Annotated in this window: 18 protein-coding genes and 1 pseudogene; 1 reads left to right on the top strand and 18 read right to left on the bottom strand. The window is 38.7% G+C overall.

The genetic code is table 11. The annotated features are described in order from the left end of the window. Window positions 1–2: 2 nt before the first annotated feature. The 18 genes and pseudogenes from T479_RS04360 to T479_RS04275 all read right to left on the bottom strand — a co-directional run bounded on the left by T479_RS04360 (window position 3) and on the right by T479_RS04275 (window position 17888). Window positions 3–722 carry a DUF881 domain-containing protein gene (locus tag T479_RS04360; protein ID WP_025218755.1) on the bottom strand — a complete coding sequence of 240 codons (720 nt, stop codon included), beginning with the start codon at window positions 720–722 and terminating at the stop codon, window positions 3–5. Window positions 723–851: 129 nt separating this feature from the next. Then, entirely contained in the window at window positions 852–1580 is a 729-nt protein-coding gene (locus T479_RS04355; RefSeq protein WP_025218754.1) for a DUF881 domain-containing protein, read from the bottom strand. Beyond that, window positions 1558–2391 (bottom strand): cell division protein FtsQ/DivIB, encoded by an 834-nt coding sequence (locus T479_RS04350; protein WP_025218753.1) that lies wholly within the window; start codon window positions 2389–2391, stop codon window positions 1558–1560. Before T479_RS04350 ends, T479_RS04355 begins: the two co-directional genes overlap by 23 nt. Window positions 2392–2412: 21 nt before the next feature. Then, entirely contained in the window at window positions 2413–3492 is a 1080-nt protein-coding gene (gene ftsW, locus T479_RS04345; protein WP_024362141.1) for a putative lipid II flippase FtsW, read from the bottom strand. A gap of 40 nt (window positions 3493–3532) precedes the next feature. After that, window positions 3533–4882, bottom strand: a complete 1350-nt coding sequence (gene murD, locus T479_RS04340) for a UDP-N-acetylmuramoyl-L-alanine--D-glutamate ligase (RefSeq protein ID WP_024362142.1) — start codon at window positions 4880–4882, stop codon at window positions 3533–3535. Beyond that, the gene (gene mraY, locus T479_RS04335) at window positions 4882–5853 is read right to left on the bottom strand and encodes a phospho-N-acetylmuramoyl-pentapeptide-transferase (protein WP_024362143.1); all 972 of its coding nucleotides are present in this window, start codon (window positions 5851–5853) and stop codon (window positions 4882–4884) included. Before mraY ends, murD begins: the two co-directional genes overlap by 1 nt. A gap of 125 nt (window positions 5854–5978) precedes the next feature. Continuing rightward, entirely contained in the window at window positions 5979–7895 is a 1917-nt protein-coding gene (locus tag T479_RS04330; protein ID WP_025218752.1) for a stage V sporulation protein D, read from the bottom strand. Window positions 7896–7953: 58 nt separating this feature from the next. Beyond that, window positions 7954–10170, bottom strand: coding sequence for a penicillin-binding protein (locus tag T479_RS04325; protein WP_025218751.1), 2217 nt, complete (start codon window positions 10168–10170; stop codon window positions 7954–7956). After that, window positions 10167–10535, bottom strand: a complete 369-nt coding sequence (gene ftsL / locus T479_RS04320; RefSeq protein ID WP_025218750.1) for a cell division protein FtsL — start codon at window positions 10533–10535, stop codon at window positions 10167–10169. Before ftsL ends, T479_RS04325 begins: the two co-directional genes overlap by 4 nt. Continuing rightward, on the bottom strand, window positions 10536–11486 hold the full coding sequence (rsmH, locus tag T479_RS04315; RefSeq protein WP_024362147.1) for a 16S rRNA (cytosine(1402)-N(4))-methyltransferase RsmH: 951 nt from the start codon (window positions 11484–11486) through the stop codon (window positions 10536–10538). Window positions 11487–11547: 61 nt separating this feature from the next. Then, a complete protein-coding gene (gene mraZ / locus T479_RS04310; RefSeq protein WP_024362148.1) occupies window positions 11548–11979 on the bottom strand; it encodes a division/cell wall cluster transcriptional repressor MraZ in 432 nt (143 codons plus the stop codon). A 255-nt stretch (window positions 11980–12234) separates the two neighbouring features. After that, a pseudogene (bshC, locus tag T479_RS04305) lies at window positions 12235–13850 on the bottom strand (bacillithiol biosynthesis cysteine-adding enzyme BshC). A gap of 101 nt (window positions 13851–13951) precedes the next feature. After that, a complete protein-coding gene (locus T479_RS04300) occupies window positions 13952–14347 on the bottom strand; it encodes a DUF3397 domain-containing protein (protein WP_024362150.1) in 396 nt (131 codons plus the stop codon). Beyond that, entirely contained in the window at window positions 14344–15246 is a 903-nt protein-coding gene (locus tag T479_RS04295) for a ketopantoate reductase family protein (protein ID WP_024362151.1), read from the bottom strand. Before T479_RS04295 ends, T479_RS04300 begins: the two co-directional genes overlap by 4 nt. Before the next feature lie 375 nt (window positions 15247–15621). After that, window positions 15622–15999 (bottom strand): transcriptional regulator, encoded by a 378-nt coding sequence (locus T479_RS04290; RefSeq protein ID WP_024362152.1) that lies wholly within the window; start codon window positions 15997–15999, stop codon window positions 15622–15624. A 110-nt stretch (window positions 16000–16109) separates the two neighbouring features. Continuing rightward, on the bottom strand, window positions 16110–16877 hold the full coding sequence (locus tag T479_RS04285; protein WP_024362153.1) for an enoyl-CoA hydratase/isomerase family protein: 768 nt from the start codon (window positions 16875–16877) through the stop codon (window positions 16110–16112). Between the two features lie 279 nt (window positions 16878–17156). Continuing rightward, entirely contained in the window at window positions 17157–17330 is a 174-nt protein-coding gene (gene rpmF, locus T479_RS04280) for a 50S ribosomal protein L32 (RefSeq protein ID WP_010858320.1), read from the bottom strand. A 24-nt stretch (window positions 17331–17354) separates the two neighbouring features. After that, window positions 17355–17888 (bottom strand): YceD family protein, encoded by a 534-nt coding sequence (locus T479_RS04275; protein ID WP_024362154.1) that lies wholly within the window; start codon window positions 17886–17888, stop codon window positions 17355–17357. Window positions 17889–18145: 257 nt separating this feature from the next. On the opposite strand from T479_RS04275, the gene T479_RS04270 reads away from it, so the two are divergent. Beyond that, window positions 18146–19357: a nucleotidyltransferase gene (locus T479_RS04270; RefSeq protein WP_024362155.1), complete on the top strand. Its 1212-nt coding sequence runs from the start codon at window positions 18146–18148 to the stop codon at window positions 19355–19357. Window positions 19358–19404 lie beyond the last annotated feature (47 nt).

The following is a 19404-nucleotide window of genomic DNA, read 5'->3' as shown; positions in this document are numbered from 1 at the left end:
GTTTATTCTCCTTTTTTGACCTCTGTTAAATAATCATTCGTCAATGGCTGATCGAATGCCGGTATGGTTACCAATTCAGTCGGCTCCTCTATCACTAAATTAAAATTATCTAAATAAAATGAATCGATAAATGTTGAAGCTTGAATGGAATTATACATTTTTTGAGCTGCCTTAAATGTCGTTGTCCCAACATAAATTTCGAATGGTGGCGAAGACAGTGCTACACTGTTCACTGTTGTTTTCCCATTGATGTCCCTAATAGCTGTGGTATGAACAATACGATTTCCATCAATTGCAACACTAGCAGCATCATATTTAAATAATTCATTCAGTAATTGGGTCAGTAAGTCTGGAGAAATCTCTTTTATTTCATACCCCATTGCTACTAATTCTGGGGCTGGCTCCACTCGAAGTATCACCCCAGGACCTGTTATATCCGTAAGACCTGCCTGTTGTTTTAAACGATTTACTGTCTCATTTAAAACACCTTGTAAATTAGTTTTTTCAGATTGCTCATAGCGACCCACTACCTCATTGAGTGAGCGAATATCTGCTAATAATGTGGAATGCCTTTTCTTTTCTTCTGCTAATTCCTCTCGTATGGCCCAAATATCTCGTGTATCTCGCTCAGCTGGTTTTTGAATGGTATTGTATTGTACCGCTATCATCAAACCGATAATAAATAGCACGATCGTTATTCGGGTGTACATATTTTTTTTCAAAATAGCCCCTCCTAGACGCATCGCAAACAATTACTCCTTGATATCATCAAATTTAGACTTTGCATTTCATAAATACAAATAATGATCTAGGACATCCACAGGAGGCTTAACATAACTTTCTGCCCATGTTTAACTTTCTACTTTGACATTAGGCATCATTAACTTTTGATTTTCTTCTAAGGACACCACAATGTTGTCATTTAGCAACTGATCTACTACACCACCACTTAAGTTCAATGAAGCGCGGAGTGTCGCCGAATCCCCAATTGCCTCGATGACAAATGGAGCTGGGTGTTGCTTGCCGTCAATTGTAATAACAGGGCCATTACATCTAATATAAGAATTCGCCATGACCCGTTGTCCATTAATGGCAATCGCTTGTGCTCCAGAAATTTTTAATTCATTTAGCAACTTAAAAACATGACTTTCGTGGACGATATAATCATTAGGGTTTACAGATTTAGGATCGTAATCACCATCTTGAAGTGTAATACGTATACCCTTTCCTTCTGAATCTAAATCACCTAACAATAATCGTAAATCTTCTGCTTCTTGAACTAAGTTCTTAGAATCCTTTTCATTTGATGCAAATTTCTTTTCATAGTGCCGAATCTTTTCTTGTAACATGTTGGCTTCTTCTGTGAGTTCTTTATTGCGCTCTTGTTGTTCAATGAGCTCCTCACGATATGAATCTTCTTGTTCAAATAGCTCTGATTTAATGGCGCTACTTTGGCGATTGTCCTTCGCTTGGTTGTAAGAATAGCCGATGATAAACCCAGTTGTTATGCAAACGATGAGCAGCTCAAATTGTTTCCTCGTAAAGAAATTCCCTTTGCTAGTCTGTTTCTTGTTGTTCATCTTCATTCACTTCCTGATTGGCCACTTTTCCATCAGGGTTGTCCTCCATATCAATGTTCACTTTGTTGTACTCATCATTAAAGGGACGGTAATAAGAGCCGACTTCTATGTCGATAACTCCCTTTTCTAAATCTGCAATTTGCGCAACAATGGATGGATAATAATTTAGCTTTTCAGCTAATGTTGGTATCACTGCACGTACTTCATAGCCGTCATTCATATAAAGCTTGACCGCATTAGGATTGGCCTCATTACTGTTAGTATTGACTTGTGAGATTAAAGCTAAAACTTCAGGTTTTAAACGGGCTAATTGTTCTACAAGCTTGTTAATGGTCTTTTCCCCCGTTATGCCAATAAAAACGGGCGCATCAATCGGGATATTGTCGCCAGCTTGCTCAAATTTTTTACCGTTCTCTAATAATGGGTAATAGGTTCCATCACCCGCTAGATACGCAACTTTTTTCCATTCCTTAATATCAATCGTTACGCCTCTCAGCCATTTACGCTTCACTTGTACCTCTTGCACCCATTTGTCCTTTAGTATAGCCTGTTCTACATCTTTAACCGTAAAACCCCACATCGACTTTCCTGGTGCAAGTGTACTAGCATCTAAGTAATATTGCTCGTCAGCTAGTTTAGCACCGTTCACCGTAATGTTTTTAATATCACTGTAAGGAGATTGAAAATAAAGGAGTACAGCTAGCACCAAAAAGAAAAGTAATATTAGGACTATGAATTTACGATTTGTACGCTTTTTTCGTCGCAGTTTTAGCGTAGGGATGCGATCTTCTATATCAATTACTTTCTCCATAAAAGTACTCCTCCTTTATATTTATTTCGCTAATTGATAAATAATACCTATTATTAACCACATTGTTACTAAAGATGTTCCACCATAGCTAATAAAAGGTAATGTGACACCGGTTACAGGAACCAAACCGATTACTACTGCAATATTTAAAAATGCCTGCACCGTCAACATTGTCACAAGTCCAATAATGGCGTAATAGGATGTTCTTGATTTAGCCTGTACTGCAAACTTATAACCAGCGTATATTGTCAACACAAACAGCGCTAAAATAACAAGTCCACCTACTAAACCGATTTCTTCTAAAATAATCGCATAAATAAAATCATTTTGTGGTTCAGGTAAATACAAGAACTTTTGTCTACTTTGGCCAAAGCCATGTCCAAAAATCCCTGCTGGACCAATTGCCATTAACGATTGTACAGCTTGGAAACCACTGACTAAAGGGTCGGCCCATGGATCAAGAAACGCTTCAATTCGTTTAAGTCGATAAGGTGCTGTTGCAATCAATCCTACTAATCCAGCAACTCCCGCTACCATAATCATTGCATAAAGTTTTAACGGATAACCTGCCACAAATAACAGTAAAAAAACAGAGACAACGAGTATAAAAACAGAGCCAAAATCGGGCTGAAGCATAATCAGTGCAACCGGTATTATTACTATTACGGCATGACGCCAATTTACTACTGGTGTTCCGGTTTTATGTTGCGCCAATATATGACTCATGTAAACAAGAACGGTAATTTTCGTTATTTCAGCAGGTTGTATGGTTAATGGTCCAACACCAATCCAACTTTGTGAACCATTTCGCTCAAGACCAATCCCTGGTATAAGAACAAGGACAAGTAAAACCAACGAAAATAGATAAGCCATCTTCCAAAAGGATTGCTCTTTCAAGATTTCTAATCGAATCGTGATGAAAAACACGACAATGCCTACCCCAAAATACAAACTTTGTTTCATATAAAACGGCATTTTTCCACTATAATGAACGGCACTCCAATAGGTACCTGCAGAATAGACGAAAATAATGCCGATTACTGATAGCATCAAAGTTGTTACGAGCAATAAATAGCTTTCTTTCCCTCTCAGTAATGCCATCCTTCCACGTCAAGTATATTCTAAAATAGTTACAGGCTCGTTACAGCTTCATTACAGCATCAATAAAAACATCCCCACGGATTTCAAAGCTGTCATATTGATCCCAACTTGCACAGGCAGGTGATAATAAAATAACATCTCCTTCTGCAGACATTGGTGCGGCATAATGAACTGCATCCTCTACATTTTGAGCAATGACCGTTTGTGAAACTCCACAAGACTTAGCAAATTCTACAAAGCGTAAGCCCGTTTCACCGAACGCTACTACACCTTTGACATGCCCCATGCAAGGTCGTAACTCTTCAAAAGAATGTCCACGGTCTAAACCACCCGCTAGCAAAATAACGGGTGCTTGGAATGCATCCAGCGCACTTTTCGTTGCTAGGCAATTAGTTGCTTTAGAATCATTATAAATTTTCCGTCCATTCCACTCACGTACAAATTGGGTACGGTGACGGACACCTCCAAATTTAGCTAAAACCTCTTCCATTTTAGCTTTTTCGCAGCCGATCAATATACAAGCTGCTACTGCCGCTAAAATATTTTCTAAATTATGTTTACCTGGCAATGCAATAATCGCTCTGTCCATAAACGGTTCACCTTGCCAATAGATTGTTGTATCATCGGCACTAATCCCTTGCTCGGTACGTCCTTTCGACGAAAACGGCACTTTCTGTGCATTGGATTTTGCAGCATAGCCCACAACAATCGGCTGATCCGCATTGAAAATGAAATAATCTGTTTCATCTTGATTGCGTGTTACGCCAAATTTTGCTTCAGCATAGTTATCAAACGTACCGTGATAATCAAGGTGTGCATCATAAAGATTTGTTAATATAGAAATTTTTGGTTTAAATGTTTTAGTACCCATCAGTTGGAATGATGAAAGCTCTGTCACAATGACATTATCTTCTTGCGCTTCTTTTGCTACTCCACAAGCTACGGTCCCAATATTACCTGCGATTAATGGCTTCTTCGCACCATTTTCCAGCATTTCGAATATTAATGTCGTCGTTGTCGTTTTACCATTAGAACCAGTAATACCAACAAATGGTGCATCACTAATTAAATAAGCAAGCTCTATTTCTGTCCATACAGGAATTTCACGTTTTATCGCATCTGCTACGATGTTATTGCTATATGGGATACCTGGATTTTTGACGACTATTTCAAAGCCTTCATCAAGTAAATCCTCGGGATGACGACCACAAATAACGGTAATGCCTTTTTGCAATAGACCTTGTGCATCAGGGCTTTCATCAAACGGCTTAGAATCATTGACTGTCACAAAGGCGCCAAGCTCATGTAAAATCTCCGCTGCTGCAACACCACTTTTAGCTAGGCCTAAAACAAGGACTTTTTTATGTTGTAAATCTGTATACTCTCTCATTAGAACGCCTCCGATAAGACTGCAATCAATGCTACTGCTAAAGCAGTTGACCAAAAGACAAGTACAACTTTCCATTCTGACCAACCTGATAATTCAAAATGATGGTGGATAGGACTCATTTTAAAAATACGTTTTTTGCGAATTTTAAAGCTACCCACCTGCAAAATGACAGATAGTGTTTCAATAACAAACACTAATCCAACTAATACAAGTAAAAACTCTTCTTTAACTAAGACAGATACCATCGCTAATGCACCACCGAGTGCAAGTGAACCGGTATCTCCCATAAATACCTTTGCAGGGTTTGCATTGAATAGTAAAAACCCTAACAAAGCACCCGTTACCGCAAATGTAAATAAAGCGATATCAGCTTGATCTTGGAATAGCGCAATTACACCGAATGCCGCAAAAGCAATAGAAGCTGTACCTGCCACTAGCCCGTCTAGACCATCTGTTAGGTTAACAGCATTAGAGAAACCAACTAACCAGAAAATTAAAAACGCTACATAAAAAATACCAAGATCAATTGTCCAGTCTGTAAAAGGAATAGCTAATGTGGTATCAAAAGAACTTGCGTGTAATAAGAAGTATGCAAGTATTGCGATGACAATTTGCCCTATTAACTTTTGAATAGATGTCAACCCAAGATTGCGTTTAAAGATAACCTTCAAGCCGTCATCTAAAAAGCCAATCAAGCCAAAGCCTACGAGCACAAGTAAAAGGACCACGGTTTGTGAGGTGAATAAATCTAAAAAGCTGCCAATGCCAACTGTTGTAAGGATGATGGCGATTAAAAAGATAATGCCCCCCATTGTTGGTGTACCTGCTTTTTTCATGTGTGATTTTGGTCCTTCTTCACGAATACTTTGCCCAAACTTCAATCGACGAAGAAGTGGAATACTAATTGGTGCCAAGATAACTGTTACTATAAAAGCAATAGCTAAAATGGTAAGCGTTGTTGCGAGTTTCATTGAAAAATCTCCTTTAAATCTTGTTTCACTTTCTTCTTCACGAAAAAAGCACAAACTCTCATATAATTATTACTACCCTTCATAATAATAGTGGTTCTTTCCCTTTTTTTAAAGGTAAAGTTACATTAGTTCACTAAATATAAATGAATGGTGCCGTCTTGTTTGATAACACTATCCACTTCAGGTAATTGACTACCAATTTTAGCTCCTTCTCCATGCCATTCAATACGGAATGGATAATGTTGCTTGGCAATGTCATCCTTCGTTTGACCAATAAAACTAGGTACTTTCACAGTAAGTGGGTCACCCCAACGATAATCCTTTTCAAGCTGTTCCTTTGATTTTTCAATGCCAATAAAAGGTGCTACATCTTCAATAATTTGACCAACAATCGGAGCCGCTACCACGCCACCAAATTGCGTTGTTTTCTTCGGATTATCCACCGCTACATATACGACAATTTGTGGATTATCGGCTGGTGCAAAGCCTATAAAAGATACGATATACTCGCCATCTTTATACCGGCCATTTTCAACTTTTTGTGCTGTACCTGTTTTACCCCCAATACGTAGACCATCTCGATACGCTTGTCGACCTGACCCCTTCGCTACTACCGACTCTAATGCTTCACGTACTTTTGCAGACGTTTCTTCACGAATTACTTGCCTTTTAATAACTGGTTTTGTTTCGTTAATCGTTTCACCTGTATCTGGATTAAATATTTTCTTTACAACATACGGCGTATACAGCTTGCCCCCATTGACTGCAGCAGCTACTGCTTGCACCTGCTGGATCGGTGTTACGGCTACCCCTTGACCGAATGAAGTGGTCGCTTGTTCTACAGGGCCAAATGCCTCTTTCGAAAATAGTATCCCTGAAGCTTCACCAGCAATATTGGAGCCTGTTTTTTCTCCAAAACCAAAGTCTTTAATATACTGTAATAATCTTTCACTACCCAAACGTTGACCTAATTCTATAAAACCAGGGTTACAAGAATTTTGTACAACTTCTAAAAACGTTTCATGTCCATGACCTTCACGCTTCCAACAGCGCAGTCTAGCACCGGCAACCATTGTATAGCCTTGATCGTAAAAAGTATCCTTTTCTAAGTCCACCAAGTTCTCTTCTAAAGCAGCACTAAGCGTAATAATTTTGAAAGTAGAACCTGGCTCATAGGTCATCCACACCGGCAAATTCCGATTGTAGATAGCCGGCTCGACCTGTTGATATTCAGCCGGATGAAAGGTTGGATAGGAGGCTAAAGCTAGTATTTCACCTGTATTAGGATTCATTGCTACCGCCATTGCCTGATCTGCTTCATAACGTTCCATTGCCTGTGATAATTCACGTTCAACGACTTGCTGTACATCGACATCAATCGTTAGCTCAATTGTTGCCCCATCTTCTCCTGCTTTCCATGCACTTGCAACATTGGGTAAGTTATTACCTTTGGCATCTGTAAAAAGTCGTATAGCTGAAGAATTTGCTCGCAATAGTTTGTCATACTCATATTCTATACCTGCTAGCCCTTGCGCATCATATCCTGTAAAACCTAAAAATCGCGATAGAAGCGTGCCATAAGGATAATCTCTTGAGTAATCCACACCACTATATAATCCCTCAATTTGCATGCCTTGTAGTTGAACAGCTTTCTCGTAGGAAATATTTTTCCCTTCAGGTGCTAGCTTTACTAAGTACGCCTTTTTCTGCATCTTTTCCAACAGTTTTTGTTGGTCTACTTCCAGTACCTGTGCTATTTGTGCGGCTGCTCCTGCAATATCTTTACTTTGCGAAGGCATAAAATATAAGGTAGGCGCCAGCTTATTGGTCACAATACTATTACCATCCCTGTCCGTAATATGTCCTCGCTCATTGGCAAAAGGAATTTCACGATCCCAGTTTTCTTCTGCTTTTTGTGTCAATTCTTTTTGATCAAATACTTGTAAAACAAATAACCGAATAACTATCGCTACAGCTACGCACAAAAACAAAACATATAAAATACGTAAACGTTTTTTGGAATGGATAGAAATCCACTTCATTCGACATCACACCTTGTTTTTTACAACGTATGAAATAAAGTGGACTTCTATTCAATGGCTATTCATCATCTACCTGTTCAATTTCTCCTTCAGACGGCGCTTCAACATCTTGTACAAAGCTTTCAGCAGGTGTTTTTAACTTCACTACAATTGGCGCACTATCTGAAATTACGGTACCTGCAGATACACTTTGACTGACTGCAAAGCCCTCTCCAACAACTTCAATTTCTAGACCTGACATGGATTTAAAAACTAATAGATTACGTAATGACCAGTTTGTAAAGTTTGGCAATGCAATATCCCCTGCTGTTTTCAAAAAGACAAAACTACCTTTGACAAGTTTTTGTCCACTTTTCGGATATTGTTCTAAAACTTCTCCTCCAGCTCCAACAATTACTGGATTTAATCCATCGTTTGCCAGTTCAACTTGAATAGCTTCTGCATGCTGACCAGTATAATCTTGTATAGCTGTATGATTGACATGCTGAACATCAGCAGGGCTAATATTTAAATGTTTTAAACTATTTTGCATAACTGGCTTAAATATTTTGGAAACTGGTACAGAACCTAGCTCACCTTTAAGCTTTGGTTTTTCCACCGACACATACATAATGAGTTGCGGATCATCATATGGCGCCATTCCTAGGAATGAATACAAGAACTGATTGGCTCCCCATGAATAGGTTCCGTTTGCCTTTGGTATCTGGGCTGTACCCGTTTTACCAGCTACTTGGTATTCATCGAGGATAAAGTCCTTCGCTGTCCCAAACTCTGATGTTAATGTCGAAGCAAGAATTTCACGTACTTGTTTTGCTGTATCTGCTGACACTGGTTGACCTTTTTCTTCCGGCTCATGTTGTTGGATAATTTCACCAGTTGATGAATCTACAATCTTATCGATAACATACGGCTGCATCATCTTACCGTCATTCGCAATCGCTGTCATCGCTTGGATTAGCTGTATCGGTGTCACGGTTGAACCTTGTCCATAAGTCGTTGTCACGCGTTGAATAGGATATTTCGATAAAATCGTACCCGTTGCTTCATTCGGTAAATCAATGCCTGTTTTCTTACCAAAACCGAATTTACCTAAGTAATCAACAAATACATCATCACCAATGCTTTTTAATAAATGGGCCATTGCTGTATTAGATGAACGTTGGAAACCTTGTAAATACGAGATTTTCCCCCAACCTACTTGGTTATGATCTCGAATTGTACGGTCATACACTGTATATTGCCCAGACATATATTTTTCAGATGGTAACCATTTACCTGTATCGATGGCAGAAGCAAGTGTGAACGTCTTCATCGTCGAACCTGGTTCAATGGTTTCTTCAATCACAGCATTAAGCCATTTCATATTCGTACTTTCACGTGTATCTGGATTAAAAGTTGGACGCTGTGACATCGCTAATATTTTCCCTGTTTTCGGTTCAGCTACAACGACAATCATTGACTCGGGATTATATTCTTTCTCAACTTGCGTCATAGCATCCTCTACGAAACTTTGAATTGTCTTATCAATTGTTAAAAAGATATTATCGCCATCTTTTGCAGGTGTCACCATTTTTTCACTGTTTGGTAATAAGTAACTAAAGGCATCGGTTTGATATTTTACTTTGCCATTAACACCCGTTAACTCCTTATCATAGGTAAGTTCTAACCCCATTTTCCCTTTCGTCGTTACGGTGCCGTCCTTATTGTCCTGTTTCAGAGCAAAACCAATTAAATGTGAAGCAAAAACACCATTCGGATAATAGCGTTTTAAATCGCTAACAAACAATATCCCAGGTAATTTTTCTTCTTTAATTTTGCTCATGACTTCATGGTTAATGCCTCTACCTGCCACACCAAACTCCACCTGATATGGCAAAGTTCCATCACTGCGGAGCTTCGTTAGCCTTTTATAAATATCCTCTTTATCCATTTTGATATATTCACTTAAGATTTCTGCCGTTTTTTCAGGGTCTACAACATGATGGGGTCTCTTTTCATCTGTAGTAGCCTTATCACTAACTACGGCAATTAGTCGATAACTAAGCGTATCTTCAGCTATAACTTGTCCATTTCTATCAAAAATTTTGCCTCGGTTTGCTGTGATTGCACTTTCTTTGTTATATTTAGCCGCTGCTTTTGCAGCGAGCGCTTGTCCTTCTGCTTCACCTGTCGCCTGTAATGTAATCATTCGCGTGAATAATAGAAAAAAGAGCCCTCCATAAAAAACTAGTAATAGAAAGGCTCCCCATTGGAATCGAAATCTCTTTTTTTTCATTCTCCCGGCACTACCTTTACATTTTTCTCATTTTGAGTTAAACCGAGTTCTTTTGCTTTTTTCCATATATTTTCGTATGTAGAAAGTTCACTTACACGAACTGTTAAGTCAACATTCTGTTTTGCAATCTCATCTGCTTCTGCTTCGATTTTTTGAATGTCCATGCTTGTCGTTTGAATCGCTGCTTGATTATTCAAAACTAACACTGACAATACCATGATGATACTTACTAAAGCTAGTAGCATCATTTTTTCAAACTTCTGGTTCGTTTTTTTACGACGTATGATAGTGGGTTGTGGACTAGGTGGTGTTATCGGTTGTTGCACATGTTGCTGTTGGTGCTGCCTTACACGTACTGCTGCCATTTACTCACGCCCTTTGTCGTTAATTTTCTCCACCACTCTAAGCTTCGCTGAACGAGCTCGATTGTTAACTGCTAATTCTTCCTCAGAAGGTAGAATCGGCTTTCTAGATATAAGCTTTAAAGTTGGCTTCATGTCATCAGGAATTACAGGTAAATTTGGTGGTAATTCCGGTAAAGATGACGCTTCTTTAAAAATAGTCTTGCATAGGCGGTCTTCCAATGAATGGAAAGTAATAACACTAATACGGCCACCTACATTAATCATATCAATCGCATCGACTAACGAATCCTCCGCTGCGCCTAGCTCGTCATTCACAGCAATTCGAATTGCTTGAAATATGCGCTTCGCAGGATGTCCACCTTTACGGCGAGCCGCTGCTGGTATACCCTCTTTAATAAGTTCTACAAGCTGTCCTGTTGTTTCAATTGGAGCTGTTTTACGAGCCTCTTCAATTTTACGAGCAACTTGCTTCGAAAATTTTTCTTCCCCATAACGGAAGAAAATACGAACTAAATCTTCGTATGCCCAGTCATTCACGACATGATATGCTGTAAGCGCTGCCGTCTGATCCATGCGCATATCGAGTGGTGCATCATGATGATAGCTAAAACCACGCTCTGGCGTATCTAATTGCGGAGAAGAAACGCCTAAATCATATAAAATGCCATCTACTTCTTGTATACCAAGTGCTAGTAGCTCTTCTTTTAAATAACGGAAATTCGAATGAACAAATGTAACACGCTCTAAATAAGCAGCTAATCGAATTTTCGCATTTTCAATAGCCGTCGTATCTTGGTCAAAACAAATGAGACGACCTTTATCAGATAATTGTTGTACTAAATATTCACTGTGTCCTGCTCCACCAAGCGTACAGTCCACATATACACCATCAGGATCGATGTTCAACCCATCAACAGTTTCTTTTAATAGCACGGTTGTATGATCGAACATACCAATCGCTCCCCTCAGGCCTTAACCTTTTCAGTTGACGTTTTCACGTCTAATACAAAAATTAAAAATCAAAGCCAATCATATTTTCTGCAATTTCATTAAAAGATTGTTCAGACTCCGCAAAATAAGTTTCCCAAGCATCTTTTGCCCATATCTCAATTCGATTCGAGACACCTAGCACAACACATTCTTTTATTAAATGAGCATGTTGCATAAGTGTTGAAGGAATATTAATACGACCTTGCTTGTCTATTTCTACTTCCGTCGCACCTGAAAAGAAGAACCTCGCAAAAGCACGAGTATCTTTCTTTGTCATCGGTAAACCTTTTAATTTTTCTTCGAGTTTTCGCCATTCATCCATAGGATAGCCAAACAAACAATTATCAAGTCCGCGTGTCACAACAAAGGTTTCACCTAAGGCTTCACGAAATTTTGCGGGCACGATTAATCGTCCTTTCGCGTCAACAGAGTGTTGATATTCTCCCATGAACATGCTAGTCACCCCACTTTATTAAATAATGTACCACATCGCCCCACTTTCCTCCACTTTTTTTAAAAAAAACTTGACAATTTCATCTCATATGTGTGTTTAGACCTTTAGACAAATTTTCATTTTGTGCTAAAGGGCATAAAAAAAGAACTACCCTTAGTAGGATAGCTCTCTTTTTTCCTGCAAAACCGACAGATTCCTTCAAATCTACGTTTACACCCTAGCTTTTAATAGCCCTAAAGGCATACGTTTGTGATATTACAAATAAAGGAAATAGTGGTGATTTCCAATATTGTATGTTTTCTTCAACATTTCTTCAATTAACGTAGGTCCAAACTCATTTATATATTGATACGGATTATAAGAACGCTCTTGGAACCCATCATTTGGATACAGCTCATTTTGAAGTGTCATAAATTTTCGAATAGTCGTTTCATGCTTACTTAGCACTGTTTGTTCTACTTTTTGTTGTAAATACTCAAACTGTCTAACATGATTTTCTTGTTTTTTTCAAGTATTTTATCTAATGATATTTGTTGTTCTGCAAAATAGCGCTCAAGTGTAGCGTATTTTTCTAAAAGCAGTTGTTGCATGTCTAAAATTTGACGCTTCGCTTCAGCATCTTGCACTTCAGCAATAAATTGCTCCTTTAAAGCGATTGCTTTACCATTCCATATATCTTCAACCGTTAAATGATATTCACGTAATAGTTGATCTACATGGCGCGTAATAATCGTAATATTAAGACGTGGCGCAAAAATTGGCATTTGTAAACCTAATACAGCAAACGCATCCTTTAATGTCGCCCAGTATGCAAGCTCACCAGGTCCACCAACAAATGCTAATACTGGTATCGTCATTTCCTGCATTAACGGACGCGTAACAACATTATTACTCAAATTCTCTGGATGTTGCTGTGCCATCGTTAAAAGCTCTTCTTGCGAAAGTTTAATATTTGCTGCTAAATTAACAAATTGATGTTGTCGTCTTTCTAATAAAAAGCGCTCTCCATCTTTAACATAGAACAAATTAGCTGCATCTTCAGTTGCTAATATCGGCTTACCATAACCCGCTCTGTCCAACGCAGCTTCTTTTTCTGTTACTAGTCTTGCAATTTCTTTACTATGATGAATGAGCTGAACAAAATGGTTACGTTCATATTGACGGAATTTCACATCGGCTGCATCAATCATTAGAAGACCTTCGTCTTTGAACAGCGTATTCATTAGTCGTGCAAAGAAATCAGTAAATGTTTCACTCTCGTTCAACGCATCCAAAAGTTGATTGAACAACCTTTCAGTGTGCGCTGTTTCACCAAAGTCCTTGATGATCGTATTAATTAATTGGGTCATCGCTTCTTTGTTTAAGTTTGTAGTCGAAGCCATTGTTTTTCTTCTTGAACGCTCACCATACGCACGCTTTTTTATATCCGTATCGCGCATTGTAAATGTATGGTTAATTTCCTCTAAGTCATGATCTTCCCCAGCAATCCAAAAAATCGGTACAACTGCTCGTTTAAGCTTTTCACTTTGCTCTTTTGCTAATGTTATGACCGAAATTGCTTTATGAACTGAGTAAAGAGGGCCAGTTAGTACACCCGCTTGTTGCCCACCGACAACTGCAACAGCTCCTTGCTCTAGTTGTTGCAAATGCTCATTCGTTTTATCTGATAAGCCAAGTGGCTCCATAAACTGACGAATTATTGCTGTTAACTCTTTTTGATCACCTGCTCGCTGTTCTAAATATTCCGCTCGCATTTCAAACGACTTATCATTGTATTCATATTCAAAAAACTCATGAATGGCAGTATTTGGCGACCAATAATCTGCTAGCACACGATTTTTTACGGGTACTTGGATTGACTCCAGTTTCATTTAACACAAACTCCTCTACTCACTAAATCATCGTATTCCTTGTAAACATTTTTTAATGCTATTATTTTACCCCTTCTGTCTTCAACATGAAAAGAAAATGCTTATACAGATTGTAAATATTCTACAACAGATTGAATCATACCGACTAGACAAATTAAAAGATACGCTGTACTAAGTACTAAAAATAAAAAACGCCAAATTTTTCGCAATAGCGGCCTCACTTCAATTTCCTTTTTCGTACGCCAATCAACATATGTAAAAACAATCGCTAGCACAATTGCTAGCATGACTAAAAGAGCTCCCACATTCACTCCCCACAGCGCACCAATTGCCAATGGCACAGAAAAAAACAGCCAAAACGTCGTGACATCTGATGCGGCACCAAATGCATGAGTGCCTCTAATATTAACCTTTCGACTAACAGCATAGACAATTACAAATAACAGAATTGGACAAAAAATAATAACACTTATGACTATATGTAAAATATCTTTCAATATTGTTCACCGCTCTCTTCCATCGCTAGAACTTGGTGATATAAAGTTCGCAAAGTAGGTAAAGAATAACCGTTTGCTGAAGCTTTTTGTAAAACTGCCCCTACAATCGTGTCAACTTCGCTTTTTCTACCCTGCATGCGATCAGCTAGCATCGAGGATGTATTCTTCCCTGTTTTTTCACACAAAGTTATTACTGCTGAAAATGGAATTGTCTGTTGCATGTCTACAAAGGCCTCTGCTAACTCTTGATATATGGTATGCATTAAAAAGAACGCATGCTTATTTGTTAATAACTCACCATTCTTGATTTGCAATATAGCCGTTAATGGATTAATCAGACAGTTCAATACAGCTTTTTCAAAAAGCATTTGTTCGGCATTTTCAACCATTTCTATTGGGCATAAAGGATTTTGCATCTGTAGCAACTGATGAAATATTCCATCGTTCCCACGCGCTATCCCTATTTTACACAGACCCATCCCTCTATGCTGGACTGTAGTTAGATTAATTATTTGGGCACCAAAAGAAACCGAGCAAAAGGCTATCGTTTGCTGCGGTAAACGTAAAGCTTCATCGAAATGCGCTAAACCATTTTGCACAAATAGCAATGGCACTTCTTTTGGAACATCTAATAATTGTTTATAAATATTTTGTAGTTGCCGATATTTAACTGCTATTATAATCAAATCGGGTTTCGATATCGTCTTCAACTCTACTGTAGAAGCAATTTGATGCACTGTCTGCGTTCCATCTAACTGAACCCTCGTTAAGCGCTTTAATTGAAGTTCATGTGCTTGTTCCTGTCTTCTCACCACTAACGTTACGTGCATATGAGCTTCTGCCAGGAAACTAGCCATTAGCTGGCCTACTGCTCCAGCTCCAATAACTACTACATTCACAATGTTCGCCACCTCCACTTAATGAAAAGAGGCTATCTAACAGTAAAAGCAAACTTTTAAACAGCCTAAATTGACAAAGCCAATCAACACTTTTCCAACATTTACTACACTCGTCCTATCATAACACAATCATTACTTTGCCTTACGCTATAGAAGGAGGTGCCTCAGAAATACCTCTGAGACACCTCCTTTGCAGGTGTTTCTATTATACAAGATTGGTTGGTAATTACGATACAATAATGGTTGTTTTCATACAATGAAGGTAAACATATAGTCAACATTTGCGTTTACACCTTGATTTCTTTAGCTTCATTTTCTTATAAGTACTGTCGCTAATCAGCCATCTCTACTAATAGGCATTTTTCTTTCAAAATGTTAATCTTTCATTAACGAATAACCTTGCTGTAACCATTTCACTAGCTTTTCATGCTCGTTTTGTAATTCACGATGTTTAATTTCAAGATTTTGATAAGCTTCCGTTAATTCATCAAAACTCGTTAACGCTAATTTTAAATGGCTTCGCATAGATTGTTGAGGTTGATTGCGAACAGCTAAAAGCGATTGACTATATTGCCCACGTAATGTTTTATTCCAACGAAAACCACATGCTTGTTTTGTACGCCCAAGCTCATTAGCAGCCATTTCAAATGCCTCTAACTGCGTTTTACCGTTTTGCACATTATGCAAGACAATTTCTGCTAATCTTTCATCGTCTTCCTTTGTCCATTGATCTTTTCTTTTTTTCAGTTCCATAATCTATCACCCTCACATTTTTTACTACTATATGCGTTACCAGGCAAAATAGAATCACAGGACGAAAAAAGACAGTGATTATGTTTCGAGCTAATCACTGCCACTATACACTACTTACTGTTCTTTTTTGTTAGAAAATTATTAACTGCCTCGTGATGCGCTTCACTTTCCCATAATTTTGCACATGTGCGAACTTCCTCCATAACGCGCTCATACATATTACGCTCTCGCCATTTACGAAGTTCAATTTCTTTATACGCTTTGTGCACGGAAGGATGTATTTTGCGCATATGTTCAATAAACTCATTCAAAGCAAGTTCCTTCGATCCTTCAAATACACGCATTGCCCAACCAATCTCATATAGTAAATCAGCCGGATATGGCTTTGCATCCACTAGCATCTTCATTGCTCGGTCATGGCGTAAACCTCGTTCAAATAAGTAGGTTCCACCACCCCAGCCACTTGTAATTGCTAATGTCCCTTGAATAAAGCCACATTTAGCATGGCTAGCCACTAAACGAAAATCACAAGCAGTGGCAATCTCGCAGCCACCGCCTACAGCAGTCCCATTAATCAGTGCTATCGTCGGTACTGGTAATGTAGCAAGATCATATAAGATTTCCCCCATCTTACTTAACATTCCAAAGGCTTCATCTTCAGTTTCAAGAGAATGAAATTCTGATAAATCCCCTCCTGAACAAAAAGATTTTTCCCCCGCTCCTGTCACGACTAAAAAACGCACATCGTCATGATTTTGTATATATGTAATTACTTCTCGAAGACCATTCATTACCTCATCATTCACAGCATTACGCTTTTCTTCACGGTTTATGGTAAATGTCATGATCCCATCTTGATTATCAATACTATAAGCCACTATAGTTCCCCCTTTGTCCCCATCCATTATACGTCGGCTAAATCGGAGCCCACTTGAAAAGACCCTCTGAAAATGTATAACGTTTGCTAATACCTTATCACTTATTCAGCAATCGTTCGAAACCTCACTGAAGCAAGCTAAATAAATTGTATCACACTATTGTTATAGCACTATATAAATTTAAAATATTTATGAAAAATTCTGTTATTTCAAGCAAACAAAAAGGCTAGTAAAGAGCCATGGTCTCTTTACTAGCCTTTTAAGTGAGCAAACACTGTATTATTTGCTTACTACTTCTTTACCTTTGTATTGTCCGCAAGCTTTGCAAACACGGTGTGATAATTTTGCTTCACCACAGTTTGGGCAAGCTACCATACCAGGTACAGATAGTTTGAAATGCGTACGACGCTTTCTTTTTGCAGTTTTAGAAGTTCTTCTAAATGGTACAGCCATTGATGGCACCTCCTTACAGATCGTCTATTCGTCTGTTTGATCAAAATACTTAGCTAAAGCAGCTAGTCTTGGATCCACTTTTGGTTCGTCAGTTTTTTTGTGAAGCGCCACGTCTTCATCTGTTGCGTAAGACCAATTTTTACCACCTTGCACTTGTCCTTCGGTATTCTCTTTGAATACTTGCAATGGTACCTCAAGAAGCACTAGCTCCTCAATAACTGGCTTCATGTCGATTACTTCACCATCAAGATAGTGAATATCACCGTCATCTTCCCCTCTTTTTTCTTCGTCAATCCAGCTGAATATTTCAACTGTCTCAACTTCGATAGGAAACTCAACATCTTCCCATGTGCGAGCACAAGGTAGTGTTAACGTTGCTGTCACAGTTAGCTGACAAGTCATTTGCGATGCACCGAATGTACATAGCCCTTTTACATGAACGGGCGAAATTGCTCGAATATCCTGGTTTCGCTCCATCACCTCATCCAATTGGACATAGGTATCGATCGGCATTCCGTCTTGACGGTATTTAGATAATTGATGAATTGACCATTTCATTCGTTTAATCACCTCGAGACAACACTGTTGATTATATAATGTGTAAAAATAGATGTCAAGATAATTTCTTGTCACCACTCGAAAACCCACCTATAATTAAGTACATCTAATTTGTATTTAGCCTCTTGTCGTAACCGACAGTAAATCATCAGTAGCTATAAGCAAAATTTCAGATAGAGGCACTGTAACACTATTTGTAGCATCTTGACTGGTCAAAATCAAGATGCGAGAAAAATATAAATAAAGGGGTTTTACATGTGAAAGCAGTCGGCATTGTTGTTGAATACAATCCTTTTCATAATGGACATGCTTATCATTTGGAACAGGCAAAAAAAGTAGCGCAAGCGGATATAGCAATCGCTGTGATGAGCGGGACATTTTTGCAGCGCGGTGAACCTGCCATGGTAGATAAATGGACACGTACAAAAATGGCACTCGCTAGCGGTGTGGATATTGTTATTGAGCTACCGTATGTCTATAGTACCGCACCTGCAACTGATTTCGCAAAGGGGGCGATTTCATTATTGTCGGCAATCCGCTGTGATGCATTTGCCTTTGGTAGTGAAGATGGTTCCATTCAGCCCTTTTTGAACACCTATCAGTTAATTTCTCAACACCGTACTGAATACAACTCGCTTATTAAAGAAAGTGTGCAAACAGGTGTTAGCTATCCTAAAAGCTTACATTACGCCTATGAACAGCTTTCTCAAAAGTTCCCTGCACCATACATTGATTTAGCACAACCGAACAACATACTCGGATTCCATTATATTGAAGCAGCTATGATGTTAGGGAGCAAAATTAAGCCTTTAACCATTCCTCGTATAGCAGCAGGATATCACGATGCACTACAGGAGGGGGCATCGATAGCAAGCGCAACGGGAATTCGCAAAGCGCTCGCTTCGACAGGATCTTTACAAAGTGTGCAAGAAGTACTGCCGGATGCATCTTTTCATTATTTACAAGATTGGATTTTACAATACAAGAAATTCGCTAGTTGGGAGGCTTTTTGGCCGCTCTTACAGTTTACCCTTATAAGACATAGTGCAAGCGAGTTAACACGCTATGCAGAAGTTACAGAAGGTATTGAACATGCGCTACTAAAAGCAGCTAAAACAAGTAACTCCTTTAGCAGTTTTATGGAGAAAATTAAATCTAAACGCTATACATGGACACGTCTACAACGCATGCTAACACATATTTATACTGGTTTTACAAAAGAGCAGCTAAAAAGCTTTCAAGCGCCTTCAACAATTCGCTTACTCGGTATGAGTACAAAAGGGCAAGCTTACTTAGGCGTACATAAAAAGGATTTCACATTGCCTTTAATAAGCCGAGTTGCCTCTACGAATGATGCGATGCTAGCAGTAGATATACATGCTGCTGAAGTTTATAGTTCTAGTATTGAACTAGGCGCACAGCAGGCTACATTACCAAAAGATTATCAAATGCCGCCGATACGATTTTAACGAGCGGCCTAACTTATCAATATTGATAGCTACTACCGTGGGAGAGG

The sequence above is a fragment of the Lysinibacillus sphaericus genome (assembly GCF_000600105.1).
Taxonomy (GTDB): domain Bacteria; phylum Bacillota; class Bacilli; order Bacillales_A; family Planococcaceae; genus Lysinibacillus; species Lysinibacillus sphaericus.
The sequence above is the reverse complement of the archived record's forward strand: the minus strand, read 5'-3'. Positions and strand labels throughout refer to the sequence as shown.

What these genes read in the sequence shown, in the direction of transcription:
- ftsL (WP_025218750.1), bottom strand. Translation starts at nt 10,535, where the DNA reads ATGGCAGCAGTACGTGTAAGGCAGCACCAACAGCAACATGTGCAACAA.
- T479_RS04330 (WP_025218752.1), bottom strand. Translation starts at nt 7,895, where the DNA reads ATGAAGTGGATTTCTATCCATTCCAAAAAACGTTTACGTATTTTATAT.
- murD (WP_024362142.1), bottom strand. Translation starts at nt 4,882, where the DNA reads ATGAGAGAGTATACAGATTTACAACATAAAAAAGTCCTTGTTTTAGGC.
- T479_RS04350 (WP_025218753.1), bottom strand. Translation starts at nt 2,391, where the DNA reads ATGGAGAAAGTAATTGATATAGAAGATCGCATCCCTACGCTAAAACTG.
- T479_RS04275 (WP_024362154.1), bottom strand. Translation starts at nt 17,888, where the DNA reads ATGAAATGGTCAATTCATCAATTATCTAAATACCGTCAAGACGGAATG.
- rpmF (WP_010858320.1), bottom strand. Translation starts at nt 17,330, where the DNA reads ATGGCTGTACCATTTAGAAGAACTTCTAAAACTGCAAAAAGAAAGCGT.
- T479_RS04355 (WP_025218754.1), bottom strand. Translation starts at nt 1,580, where the DNA reads ATGAACAACAAGAAACAGACTAGCAAAGGGAATTTCTTTACGAGGAAA.
- T479_RS04325 (WP_025218751.1), bottom strand. Translation starts at nt 10,170, where the DNA reads ATGAAAAAAAAGAGATTTCGATTCCAATGGGGAGCCTTTCTATTACTA.
- ftsW (WP_024362141.1), bottom strand. Translation starts at nt 3,492, where the DNA reads ATGGCATTACTGAGAGGGAAAGAAAGCTATTTATTGCTCGTAACAACT.
- T479_RS04290 (WP_024362152.1), bottom strand. Translation starts at nt 15,999, where the DNA reads ATGGAACTGAAAAAAAGAAAAGATCAATGGACAAAGGAAGACGATGAA.
- rsmH (WP_024362147.1), bottom strand. Translation starts at nt 11,486, where the DNA reads ATGTTCGATCATACAACCGTGCTATTAAAAGAAACTGTTGATGGGTTG.
- mraY (WP_024362143.1), bottom strand. Translation starts at nt 5,853, where the DNA reads ATGAAACTCGCAACAACGCTTACCATTTTAGCTATTGCTTTTATAGTA.
- mraZ (WP_024362148.1), bottom strand. Translation starts at nt 11,979, where the DNA reads ATGTTCATGGGAGAATATCAACACTCTGTTGACGCGAAAGGACGATTA.